10 protein-coding genes are annotated in these 11,524 nt (G+C 73.7%); 2 read left to right on the top strand and 8 right to left on the bottom strand.

All coding sequences use genetic code 11. The features are described 5' to 3' along the window. From IEZ00_RS36255 to lanKC, 3 genes are all read right to left on the bottom strand, one after another. Positions 1–905 (bottom strand): ABC transporter transmembrane domain-containing protein (locus IEZ00_RS36255; RefSeq protein ID WP_229795119.1); only part of this gene is annotated, 905 nt, incomplete at its 3' end. A 149-nt stretch (positions 906–1,054) separates the two neighbouring features. Next, complete coding sequence (locus tag IEZ00_RS05680; protein WP_189222000.1) at positions 1,055–1,216, bottom strand: SapB/AmfS family lanthipeptide; 162 nt, start codon at positions 1,214–1,216, stop codon at positions 1,055–1,057. A gap of 2 nt (positions 1,217–1,218) precedes the next feature. Further along, on the bottom strand, positions 1,219–3,786 hold the full coding sequence (gene lanKC / locus IEZ00_RS05675; RefSeq protein WP_189221999.1) for a class III lanthionine synthetase LanKC: 2,568 nt from the start codon (positions 3,784–3,786) through the stop codon (positions 1,219–1,221). Positions 3,787–4,242: 456 nt separating this feature from the next. On the opposite strand from lanKC, the gene IEZ00_RS05670 reads away from it, so the two are divergent. Beyond that, positions 4,243–4,821 carry a hypothetical protein gene (locus IEZ00_RS05670; RefSeq protein ID WP_189221998.1) on the top strand — a complete coding sequence of 193 codons (579 nt, stop codon included), beginning with the start codon at positions 4,243–4,245 and terminating at the stop codon, positions 4,819–4,821. A 54-nt stretch (positions 4,822–4,875) separates the two neighbouring features. Here IEZ00_RS05670 and IEZ00_RS05665 read toward each other — a convergent pair whose 3' ends face one another. The 5 genes from IEZ00_RS05665 to IEZ00_RS05645 form a co-directional block, all read right to left on the bottom strand. Continuing rightward, positions 4,876–6,111 carry a beta-ketoacyl-[acyl-carrier-protein] synthase family protein gene (locus IEZ00_RS05665; protein WP_189221997.1) on the bottom strand — a complete coding sequence of 412 codons (1,236 nt, stop codon included), beginning with the start codon at positions 6,109–6,111 and terminating at the stop codon, positions 4,876–4,878. Next, positions 6,108–6,347, bottom strand: a complete 240-nt coding sequence (locus tag IEZ00_RS05660; protein ID WP_189221996.1) for an acyl carrier protein — start codon at positions 6,345–6,347, stop codon at positions 6,108–6,110. Before IEZ00_RS05660 ends, IEZ00_RS05665 begins: the two co-directional genes overlap by 4 nt. Positions 6,348–6,408: 61 nt before the next feature. Continuing rightward, positions 6,409–7,386 (bottom strand): beta-ketoacyl-ACP synthase III, encoded by a 978-nt coding sequence (locus IEZ00_RS05655; protein ID WP_189221995.1) that lies wholly within the window; start codon positions 7,384–7,386, stop codon positions 6,409–6,411. Next, positions 7,383–8,333 carry an ACP S-malonyltransferase gene (locus tag IEZ00_RS05650; protein WP_276530098.1) on the bottom strand — a complete coding sequence of 317 codons (951 nt, stop codon included), beginning with the start codon at positions 8,331–8,333 and terminating at the stop codon, positions 7,383–7,385. The genes IEZ00_RS05655 and IEZ00_RS05650 overlap by 4 nt, the downstream gene beginning before the upstream one ends. A gap of 151 nt (positions 8,334–8,484) precedes the next feature. After that, a complete protein-coding gene (locus IEZ00_RS05645) occupies positions 8,485–9,672 on the bottom strand; it encodes a PucR family transcriptional regulator (RefSeq protein WP_189221993.1) in 1,188 nt (395 codons plus the stop codon). 119 nt (positions 9,673–9,791) lie between these two features. Here IEZ00_RS05645 and IEZ00_RS05640 point away from each other — a divergent pair, with 119 nt between their 5' ends. Next, complete coding sequence (locus IEZ00_RS05640) at positions 9,792–11,312, top strand: alpha/beta fold hydrolase (protein WP_229795117.1); 1,521 nt, start codon at positions 9,792–9,794, stop codon at positions 11,310–11,312. Positions 11,313–11,524 lie beyond the last annotated feature (212 nt).

Raw genomic sequence — 11,524 nt, 5'->3', positions numbered from 1 at the left:
GCCAGCACCTCCTCCAGCCGTCGCGCGCTCGCGCGGGCGCGTTCCAGCGCGGTCAGCACCGCCGCCTGCCCGACCACGGCCATGCCCAGCGCCACGTAGCCCAGCGCGGCCAGCACGTCGCCGACGCTCAGCCGCCCCGCCACCACGCCGAACCCGGCGGCGGTCAGCACCGCCAGCTCCACCGCGGGCAGCAGCAACCCGGCCCGCCAGATCATCCGCGCCTGGGTGCGCCACATGCCCACGCCCGCCAGCGCCAGCCGGGGCAGCGGCCGCAGCACCCGGTGCGCCTCCTGGTCGGCCGCGCCCGCCGCGGCGATCGTGCGCAGCCCGCCGACCGCGTCCACCAGCCGGGCCGACAGCTCGCCGGAGACCTCCTGGTAGGCCGCCACGTCCTCGGCGGTCAGCCGCAGGTGCGAGCGCACCAGCAGCAGCGCGGGCGGCACGCTGAGCAGGAACACCGCCGCCAGCCGCCAGTCCAGCAGCGCCAGCGCCAGCACCGCGCCCGCCGCGGTGAGCACCGTGATGCCCAGGTTCACCAGCAGCACCGCCGCCCCGCCCGCGATGGCGCTGTCCCCGGTCAGCCTGCTCACCGCGTCCCCTGCGGCGAACGGCGACGGGTGCCCCAGCGCCAGCAGGTGGTCGGCCAGCCGCCGCCGCAACCAGCTCGCCCCGCGCGCGGTCAGCGACGCGGCCAGCACGACGCCGACGGCGTCGCCCACCAGCTCGGTGCCCGCCAGGCCCGCGAGCGCCAGCACGGTGCCCGCGTCCAGCCGCCCGGTCAGCGCCGCGTCCACCGCCCGCGCCAGCGCGGTGGGCAGCAGCAGCCCCGCCGTGGTGGCGACCAGGGCGTTGATCCCCAGCAGGAGCCACCGCGGGTCGCGGCGCACAACGGTGTGGAGCAGCATTCCGTCCTCCAGGGAAGTGGGCGCATCATGGGGCGAGGGCCCGACGGCCCCACCGAGTGGAGTCGGTGGGTGCCGTCGGACCCTCTGCGTGGCCCGTTGAGCGGCGCACTTCGCCTGCGCCGCTCAACGGGAGGCCCTCTTCAGGGCTTTCAGCAGATCAGCAGGCTCACGGTGGAGTGGCTGCAGGGCAGCAGCAGGCTCGCGTTGGAGGCGGTGGTGCTGCCGCCGCCGCCGCTGCTGCCGCCGCTGGCCATCGCGTTGGACTGGGCCTCGGGGACCTCGAGGTCCTGCAGGTCGAGGATGAACTCCATGACTACTCCTTCTCGGGGATCGAACGGGGTTGTGCCCACCGGCCCGTGCGGGCCGGAGCTCTGAGGAACGGCAGCGCGGGGACTCCGTCCACGGCGGCGGCGATGGCGAGCAGCACGCCCGCGCCACCGGTTTCGAGGTCCATCGACAGCCGTCGCAACTGGATGCCGGGGAAGGCCACCCCGCCCTGGTGCGGCACGGCGTGCCAGGCCAGGGCGGACAGGTGCTTGTCGACCGCGGCGCGCGGTCCGCCCGCGTGCACCAGCGCGGCCAGCAGGCCCGCCCGGCCCAGCGCGAGCGCGGGGTGGATGACGAACTCGCCGGTGCAGGCGTCCACCAGCTCGGGCAGCCGCCCGACGACCGGCCGGTCCGGCGCGACCACGGCCAGCTCGTTGAGCGCCAGCGCGATGCCCGCGCTGCCGACGCCCACGTAGGGCAGCGTGCGGAAGTTGCCGTCGCGCACCTGCGTCGAGCCGTCCAGCGCGGTCATCGTCTCGGCCAGGTCGCGCTCGACGGCGCGTTCGGCCAGGTCCAGCCAGCGCCGCTCGCCGGTGTGCTCGAACAGCCGGGTGAACAGCAGCGCGGGCCCCGACCAGCCGTGCAGCAGACCCGCCCTGGCCTTGCCGCCGGGCGGCGCGGCCTGCGCCAGCGCGGTGGCCAGCCGCTCGCCCAGCTCGACCGCCCGCGCGGCGTGCGCCTGCTCGCCCCGCGAGTCGGCGAAGTGCAGCAGGTTCAGCGCGATGCCGGACAGGCCCGAGGCGAGCCCGTGGTCCCGCGTGCCCGGCAGCAGCGCGGCGTAGGAGTCGACCAGCTCGCCCGCCAGGTCGTGGTGGCCGAGGTTCTCCAGCACGTGCGCGATGCCGTGCGCGCCGGTGAAGAAGCCGGGTTCCTTGGGCGGGTCGCGGCGCACCGCCTCCAGCAGCCACCGCTCGTGCTCGGGGTAGCGGCCCTGGCCCGCGACGTCCAGGGCGTGCAGCACGCCCGCCGCGCCGTAGGCGAAGCACGCGCCGCCGACCTCGAACTGCTCCACGTCGCCGGGGAACAGCCGGTCGTGGCGGTGCGGCGTGGCGCTGGCCAGGATCGCCGCGGCGATGGACTTGCGCACCACCGCCCAGTCCGGCTCCGGCTCGTCCAGCGGGGTGACCGCAGGCCCCCTGGGCGCGGCGTCCCTGGGTTCGAGCACCTCCACGATGCGGGCGCAGTACTCGCGGGGCAGCCCGAACCGCTGCTCGATGAACGCCACGTGCGAGCGCAGCTTCACCGGCGAGAGCTCGACCACCGCGTTGAGCGGCAGGAAGACGTAGAGGCGCAGCGCGGCCAGCGCGTGCTCGTCGATCTCGAAGCCCTCGCGGTCCGGTGGGGCCTGGAAGCCCGGCGCGCCCAGCGTCGGCCTGCGGCCCTCCTCGATCCCGGAGGCCAGCTCGAAGTCGATCAGCGACACCGAGTCGTCGGTGTCCACCAGCACGTTGAGCGGGTGCAGGTCGCCGAACACCACACCGCGCTCGTGCACCGCGGCGAGAATCCGCTCGACCTCGCCGACCAGCTTGAGCGCGCGCTGCGCGTAGGCGGCCAGCGCCTGCTCGTCGACCCGGTGGTGGGTCAGCGGGTAGTGCCGGCCCAGCCACTGGCCCAGCGGGATGCCAGGCACGTGGCTCATGGCGACGAACTCGTGCTCCCAGGCGGTGAACCGGTCGAGCACCGACGGCACGCCGGGCACCCCGGCCAGGCGGGTCAGCACCCGGTGCTCGCGGACCAGCCGGGCGACCGCGTCGACGTTGTCCCGGTCCAGGCCCGCGTGCGGCCTGGCCTCCTTGAGCACCACCCGCGCGCCGTCGGACTCGCGCTCGGCCAGGTACACGCCGCCGCCGTTGGAGAAGTGCAGCGAGCTCAGCACGTCGTACGGGAACGAGCCCGCGTCCCCCGCGCGGCGCGCGGCCAGGTGCGGCTCCAGGCAGGCGGGCAGGGACACCCAGTCGGGGGTGGAGAACGTCGGCTTGCGGCGGTCCGGGACCAGCGCGCCGTCCGGGCCCTCGATGGCCAGCACCCGCTTGCCGTCCTCCTCCAGCCACTGCTCGACGAACCCGCCGTAGCGCACGTGCAGCGGGCCCGTCCCGTAGCGCAGGTCGCTGAGGATGTAGGGGCCTGCCTGGCCCCGCAGGACCTCGGACAGCTCGCGCAGCGTGCTCTCCAGCTCCGCCTCGTCGGCAGGGTAGACGGTGATCAGCTTGCCGCTGCCCTCCCTCGGCGCGTATTTCGAGTTGCGCGCCAGCACGATCGACCGGGTGCGCAGGTACTTGAAAGGAATTCGCTTCGGGACCAGGTGCTCGAAGGTCTCCAGGAGCACTTGCGCGGCGTTGAGCACGGTCGCCGAAACGTGGATCTTCCAGCCCTGCTTCGGCAGTCGGACGCCGTCCGGGTGCAGGTGCCGCCAGATGTTCTTATCGGTCTGGGTCCAGCCTTCCGGCAGGGCCGGGAGGATGTGCGAGAAATCGTCGTCAGCGGTTTCCGACGGACTTTGCACGTCATAGAAGTGACGGTCCGCGAAGCAGTAAGCCTCGTAGCGGAGATCCATCGGGATTCGCCTCCCTCGACTTTCGACCGGCATATTTCCGCACGTCGCAGCCTGCTTGGCCAATCCGCCAACCAGGGGAAGTTTTCCCAACCGTTAGGGCGGGATGAGCGGGGTCAACTCCTACTGTCGGTGTTGCACACGGTGTGCCGATCACTCGAAAGAGGTGTTTAAAGCATATCGGACAGGTGAAAAAGATGTTCGTCCGCTAAACGGCACTGTTCAGTTCAGCGGCGTGCGCGCGGCTCATCTGCGGATTCAACGGCACCCGCTGCGCGGCCGTCCGGAAAGCTACTGTCAGTGGGTCCGCGGGGTTATTGGGGGGAAACGGCACCATTCGGTTCCGAGTACGTCCGGGGGAGTGTCGAAAATTAGCGCCCGGAACCGGGTGGTCCTGCTCGCGGAGACGTCGCGCCGGGTCGGCTGCGCCGGGCGCGGGCGCTGTGGCACCCTCGTCGCGTGTCGCCCCGCCTGCTGCTGCCCGTGGTGCTCGTGGTCGCCGCCGCCTCGGTCGGCGTCGGGCTGCTCGCCAGGGACCTCTACCACCGCCCCGCCGTGGCCAAGGCCGACCAGATCGCGGTGCCCAGCTCCGCGCCCAGCTCCGTGCCGCGCAGCGCCCAGCCCGGCGACTCCACCGTGCGGCTGTCCGTGGACGCCGCGCAGCACCCCGACGGCGCCCGCGTGCGGACGGTGCTCCAGGAGTTCTTCGACGCGATCAACGCTCACGACTACGACCGGTGGAGCCGCACCGTCACCGCCGAGCGCTCCACCACCACTCCGCGCTCGCTGTGGATGTCGGACTACGAGAGCACCCGCGACGGCACCATCCTGGTGCACCGGGTGGAGAGCGCCGCCGACGGCAGGCTGCGCGTGCTCATGACGTTCACCAGCGTCCAGGACATCGCCAAGGCCCCGGTCGGCATGCAGTCCGACTGCATCCGCTGGCGCGTGGTCTACCCCCTCAAGGAGGAGGGCGGGGAGCTGCGGGTGGACTCGGTGGGCGTCAACGGCTCCTCCTCCCAGCTCCAGCCCTGCTGACGCGAGGAGGGGGCCGCCCGGTCCGGGCGGCCCCCTCCTCGGTGGCGTGGGAGGTCAGGCCTGGGTGAAGACCAGCGAGACGTTGTGCCCGCCGAACCCGAACGAGTTGTTCACCGCGGCGACCAGGTCGATCTTGCGCGGCTCGCCGGTGACCACCTCCAGGTCCACCCTGGGGTCCTGGTTGACCAGGTTCAGCGTCGGCGGCACGATGCCGTCCCGGACCGAGAGCAGCGTGGTGATCGCCTCCACCGCGCCGGACGCGCCGAGCAGGTGGCCGTGGTTGCCCTTGGGCGCGGTGAGCACCGGGTGCTCGCCGATGGCCCGGCGCACGGCCAGCGGCTCGATCACGTCGCCCACCGGGGTGGACGTGGCGTGGCAGTTCACGTGGCCGACGTCGGCGGGGTCCACACCCGCGTTGCGCATCGCCGCGGCGATGGCCCTGGACTGGCCGAGGCCCTCCGGGTCGGCCGCGGTGATGTGGTGGCCGTCGGAGCTGGTGCCGATGCCCGCGAGCCTGCCGTAGACGCGCGCGCCGCGCGCCCTGGCGAACTCCTCGCGCTCCAGCACCATGATCCCGGCGCCCTCGCCGAGCACGAAGCCGTCCCGGTCGACGTCGAACGGGCGGGAAGCCCTCTCGGGGTCGTCGTTGCGGGTGCTCATGGTCCGCGCCTGGATGAAGCCCGCCATGGTGATGGTGGTGATGCACGCCTCGGCGCCGCCGGCCACGACCACGTCGGCCTCTCCCGACCTGAGCATCCGCCACGCCCACGCCAGCGCCTCCGCGCCCGAGGCGCACGCCGACACCGGCGCGTGCACGCCCGCGCGGGCCTTGAGGTCCAGGCCCACGTGCGCGGCCGGGCCGTTGGGCATCAGCATCGGCACGGTCAGCGGCGAGACCTTGCGCAGGCCCGCGGACTCGATCAGGTCGTCCTGGTTGAGCAGCGTCATCGCGCCGCCGATACCGGTGCCGACCACCACGCCGAGCCGCTCGGGGTCCACGCCGTCCTCGCCCAGGCCCGCGTCGGCCCACGCCTGCCGGGCGGCGACCACCGCGACCTGCTCGCACCGGTCCAGCCTGCGCGCCTCGACCCTGGGCAGCACGTCGGTCGGCTCGACCGCCAGCTGCGCGGCGATCTTCACCGGCAGCTCGAACCGCTCCACGAAGTCGGCCGTGATCGGCTTGACACCGCTGCGGCCCGCCAGCAGGGCGTCCCAGGTGGAAGTGACGTCGCCACCGAGCGGGGTGGTGGCACCCAGCCCGGTGACGACGACGTCGTTGCCAGTGGTCATGCGCTGGCGGCGATGTACTTCACCGCATCGCCCACGGTCTTGAGGTTGGCCAGCTCGTCGTCGGGGATCTTGACGCCGAACTTGTCCTCGGCCTGAACCGCGATCTCCACCATGGACAGCGAGTCGATGTCCAGGTCGTCCACAAAGGACTTGTCGGCGGTCACGTCGTCGGCCGCCACCCCCGCGACCTCCTCGACGATCTCGGCGAGCCCCTTCTGGATGTCCTCGTTGCTCACTGGAAGTCCCTTCCTTCTCCACGCTCCGCCGGCTGGGCTGTCCCACCGGGGTCTTGATGTGTCACGGGCAACGGACGACCTGTCCCGCGTAGGACAGCCCGGCGCCGAAGCCGACCAGCAGTGCCACGTCCCCGCTGGAGATCTGGCCCGCCGCGCGCATGTGGTCCATGGCGAGCGGGATCGACGCGGACGAGGTGTTGCCCGATTCCACGATGTCGCGCGCGACGAGCATGTCCTCGCGCGCGCCGTTGGCGCGCAGCCTCTTGGCGATGGCCTCGATGATGCGCAGGTTCGCCTGGTGCGGCACGAACACGTCCACGTCGGACAGCGTCAGGCCCGCCGCCTCGACCGCCCGCTGGGCGACCGGCGCGATCTGGGTGGTGGCCCAGCGGAACACCGACTGGCCCTCCTGGAAGATGAACGAGTTGCGGTCGGCGATGTGGATGGTGTCGACCAGGTCGCCCGCGCTGCCCCAGGCCACCGGGCCGATGCCGGGCTCGTCGGCCGGTCCCACCACCGCGGCGCCCGCGCCGTCGGCGAAGATGATCGCGGTGGACCGGTCCACCGGGTCCACCCAGTCGGTGAGCTTCTCCGCGCCGATCACCAGCACGTGGTCCGCGCTGCCGCTGCGGACCATGTCCGAGGCGGTGCCCAGGGCGTAGCAGAAGCCCGCGCAGGCGGCGTTGAGGTCGAACGCCGGGGCGGCCTTGACCCCGATCCGGTCGGCGACCTGCGCCGCGGCGTTGGGGATCGGCGAGGGCATGGTGCAGGTGGCGACCACGACCGCGCCGATGTCCGAGGGGGACAGGCCCGCGTCGGCGACGGCCTTGGCGCCCGCCTCCACGGCCATGTCGACCAGCTTCTCCTCGGGCCGGGCGAAGCGGCGGTTGACGATGCCCACCCGCTCGCGGATCCACTCGTCGGAGGTCTCCATGCGCTGGGCCAGGTCGTGGTTGCTGACCACGGTGTCGGGCTGGTAGCTGCCCAGGCCCACGATGCGGGTGCCCGCGCGACCGGCGGGGGTGGCGAAGGTGCTCACGCGTCGGCCTCCGTCCGGTTCGCGCTGATCAGCTCGACGACCTGGTCGACGTGCTCGGGGGTCTTCATCGCCACCGCGGGGGTGCCCTTCAGCTCGCGCTTGGCCAGTCCGGTCAGCGTGCCTGCGGGCGGCAGCTCGACCACGGCGGTCACCCCGCGCGCGGCCATCGCCGCCTGGCAGGAGTCCCACCGCACCGGGCGGGTCACCTGGGAGACGAGCCTGCGCAGCACCTCGTCGCCGTCGGTCAGCACCGCGCCGTCGGCGTTGGACAGCAGCGGCAGCACCGGGTCCTTGACCACGACGCCCTCGGCGCGGGCGCGCAGCGCCTCCTGGGCCGGGGCCATGTACTCGGTGTGGAACGCGCCCGCGACCTGGAGCTTGCGCACCTTGGCGCGCTCGGGGGGCTGCTCGGCCAACTCGTCCAGCGCCGCCAGCGGACCGGCGGCCACGATCTGGCCCGCGCCGTTGCGGTTGGCGCCGACCAGGCCCAGCTCGGCCAGGCGGGCCAGCACCTCGTCCTGCTCGCCGCCCAGCACCGCGGCCATGCCGGTGGGCGTCAGCGCGCAGGCGGCGGCCATCTCGGCGCCGCGCACCGCGGCGAGCGCCACGGCGTCGTCGCAGCTGAGCGCACCCGCGACGGCGGCGGCGGCCAGCTCGCCGACGGAGTGCCCGGCCACCACGGTGTCCGAGGGCAGCTCGACCCGGCGGCGCAGCTCCTCGAACGCCAGCAGGGCCAGCGCCACCACCAGCGGCTGGGTGATCGCGGTGTCCTTGATCTCCTCGGCCTCGGCCGTCGTGCCCAGCCGCACCAGGTCCAGCCCGGTGGTCTGCGACCACGCCTCGACACGCTCGCGCGCCCCCTCGACGTCGAGCCAGGGGGTGAGCATTCCGGGTGCCTGGGACCCCTGTCCGGGGGCGAGGAGCGCGATCACCCGCTCACTGAACACGGTGACCGGCGTCCGCCGGGATGCCGCCGCACACGAAACGACAGGACTCGGTTTGTAGGGTTCCGACAATCGCGACTCGGCGATGAACGTCGAAGGACGTCAGGTGTTGTCGGAAAGCGCCCATACCGGTCCGGTGCAGCGCTTGTGGTTCTCACCACAGGCCGCGGGCGCGGGCCAGCCTGCCCACCGACAGCGCCACCCGCAGCACCAGCGCGTCGCGCGGGTCGTTGGCGTTGCGCCCGGTCAGCTCGGTCGCCCGGCGCAGCCGGTAGCGGACGGTGTTCGGGTGCACGAACAGCTTGCGGGCGCAGGCCTCCAGCACCCCGCCCACCTCCAGGAACGCGTCCACCGTCTCCAGCAGCGAGCCGCCCGCGTCCTCCAGCGGCCGGGCGATGCGGTCCACCAGCTGCCACTCCGCCTCCGGGTCGCCCGCCAGCGCCCGCTCGGGCAGCAGGTCCAGCGACCGCACCGGGCGCGGGGCGGCGGGCCAGCCGACCACCGCGCGCAGCCCGGACAGCGCGTCGCCCGCGCTGCGGTGCGCCTCGGCCAGGCTGCCCACCGTGGGCCCGGCCACCACCGGACCCGCCCCGAACGCCTCGGAGATGCGGCCGAGCACGTCCCCGCCCGACTCCCCGCCCAGCACCACCACCAGCCGCGAGCCCTGCACGCTCAGCAGCACCTGGCGCCCGCTGCGCGCGGCCCGGCTGCGCACCTCGAACACCACCGCGGGCGGGTCGTCCGACGGCGGGTTGCCCACCAGCACGGTCGCCTCGGCGGCCGGGTCCCAGCCCAGCGCGGTGGCGCGGGACAGCAGGGACTCCTCGGCGTCGCCGCGCACGATGCCGTCGACCACCAGCGCCTCCAGCCGGGCGTCCCACGCGCCGCGCGCCTCGGCCGCGGCGGCGTAGGAGGTCGCCGCGGAGAAGGCGATCTCCCGCCCGTAGCGCAGCACGCCCTCGGTGAGCAGCGCGCGCTCGGCCTCGTCGGCGGCCACCTGCGGCAGCCGCTGCTCGAACAGCTCCAGCGCGATGCGCACCAGCTCCACGGTCTGGCGCAGGCTGACCCACCGGGAGATGTCCTTGGGCGCGGACCGGAACGCCTCCGCGGTCAGCTTGATCGCCTGCTGCGGGTCGTGCAGCCAGGAGACGAAGCCGTTGACCCCGCTCTGGATCAGCATCAGCACGCTGGCTCGCTGGTCGGCGGGCATCCGGCGGAACCAGGGCAGCCGCCGCTCCATCTCGGCCACGGCGGCCGCCGCCAGGTCGCCCGAGGCGCGCCGCAGGTCGCGCAGGGTGGTCCGGGACAGGGTGGTCCGGGACGAGGCGGCTGAGCTGCTCATACCCCCCACCTTCGCACGTCGCCCGGTGGACGACCCGAAGGAGTGACTCAGCCTGAAGCGCGGGCGCGCTCCCCCTAGGTTCGGAGCACCCCGGTCCCGCGAGCCACCTGGAGGAGCCCTTGCGCAGGTACGTGTCAGTCGGACTGGTGGTCGCCGCGGTGGCGGCCACCGCCGCGCCCTCGTCCGCCGACCCGGACCCGCTGGCCGAGTTCCACGGCCAGCAGCTGAGCTGGACGCCGTGCCGGGACGGGCTGGAGTGCGCCACCCTGGTGCTGCCGCTGGACTACCGGCGGCCCCAGGAGGACCGGATCTCGGTCGACATCAGCCGCCGCAAGGCCACCGACCAGGCCCGCCGCCGCGGCATCCTGGTGGTCAACCCCGGCGGGCCGGGCGGCTCCGGCATGAACATGCCGACCCACCTGGCCCGCACCGGCGCCGCCGAGGTCTACGACGTGATCGGGTTCGACCCGCGCGGCGTCGGCGGCTCCACCGCGCTGACCTGCCAGGCGGTGCCGGACCTGGCCACCGCCGACACCCGGCCGACCGACGCCGACTTCCCGAAGTGGGCGGCCGAGGCGCGCGCCGCCGAGGACGCCTGCCGCCGCAGCGCGGGCGGCATCCGGCCGTTCATCAACACCGCCAACACCGCGCGGGACATGGACGTGGTGCGCGCGGTGCTCGGCGAGGAGAAGCTGAACTACCTGGGCTACTCCTACGGCACCTACCTCGGCGCGGTCTACGGCAGCCTGTTCCCGCAGCGGATGGGCCGCAGCGTGCTGGACTCGGCGGTGCACCCGGAGTGGGTGTGGCGCGAGCAGTTCCGCGCCCAGGCGGTGGCCTACCGGCGCAACGTCGAGGTGTGGGCCGCGTGGGCGGCCCAGCACGACGCCGTCTTCGGCCTCGGCGGCACGGCCGCGCAGGTGCTCGACACCGTCGAGGCGGTGGCCGCCGCGCTGGCGGTCAAGCCGGTGGGGGAGCAGACCCGCACGGTGTTCGACGGCTCGGTCGGGGTCGGCGCCCGCTACCGTCCACTGTGGTCGGAGCTGGCGAAGGTGGTCATGCGGCTCAAGGCGGGCGGGCCCGCCGAGACCAGCGAGGCCATGGCGCTGGCGGCCCGCCAGGAGCTGCGCTCCGGGGTCTTCGACACGGTCACCTGCGAGGTGGACTGGCCGACCGACGTGGCCACCTACTTCGAGGACATGCGCATCTTCCGCGAGCGCTACCCGTACGGCTACGGCGTGCTCCGGGCCGCGCCCACCACCTGCGCCTTCCGCTCGTTCACCCCGCCCGAGCCCGCCGTGGAGCTCAAGCGCGACGGCTACCAGGTGGGCGTGGTCGTGCAGGCCGAGGGCGACACCCAGACGCAGTACGAGAGCGGCCCCGCCATGGCCACCCGGCTGAGCCACAACCTGATCACCGTGCTGGACGAGGGCAGGCACGGCCTCTACGGCACCGGCAACCCGTGCGTGGACAAGCTGGTGGACCGCTACCTGGTCGACGGCGTGCTGCCGCCCAGCAGCGCCACCTGCCAGGGCACCCCCCGCCCCGCCCCCACGGCGACGTCCTCCGCCCAGGAGGTCCAGTCCTACCTGGACGGACTGCGCATCGGCGTGACACCCGGCCCGGACAACGCCGGGTAGTGGCGAACGGCCCTCGCCGCCGCCCCCGGTAGTACTTGCCGACGCACCGGAGGCGCGGCCGTCGAACGCGAGAACGCCCGGCGCGTCGTGCGCGCCGGGCGTTCTCCTCTCCCCGGTCCCCACCGGTCCCTCCACTCTGGACCGTCGCGCGGCGGAGCGCCACGTCAGTCACCCTTTCGTGCCACGGATTCGGGTTGCCGGGGTGCGGGGGG

The sequence above is a fragment of the Saccharothrix coeruleofusca genome, from assembly GCF_014648515.1.
Classification (GTDB): domain Bacteria; phylum Actinomycetota; class Actinomycetes; order Mycobacteriales; family Pseudonocardiaceae; genus Actinosynnema; species Actinosynnema coeruleofuscum.
The sequence above is the reverse complement of the archived record's forward strand: the minus strand, read 5'-3'. Positions and strand labels throughout refer to the sequence as shown.

Excerpts from the sequence above, each read along its gene's own strand:
- IEZ00_RS05680 (WP_189222000.1), bottom strand. The coding sequence starts at position 1,216 with ATGGAGTTCATCCTCGACCTGCAGGACCTCGAGGTCCCCGAGGCCCAG.
- lanKC (WP_189221999.1), bottom strand. The coding sequence starts at position 3,786 with ATGGATCTCCGCTACGAGGCTTACTGCTTCGCGGACCGTCACTTCTAT.
- IEZ00_RS05665 (WP_189221997.1), bottom strand. The coding sequence starts at position 6,111 with ATGACCACTGGCAACGACGTCGTCGTCACCGGGCTGGGTGCCACCACC.
- IEZ00_RS05645 (WP_189221993.1), bottom strand. The coding sequence starts at position 9,672 with ATGAGCAGCTCAGCCGCCTCGTCCCGGACCACCCTGTCCCGGACCACC.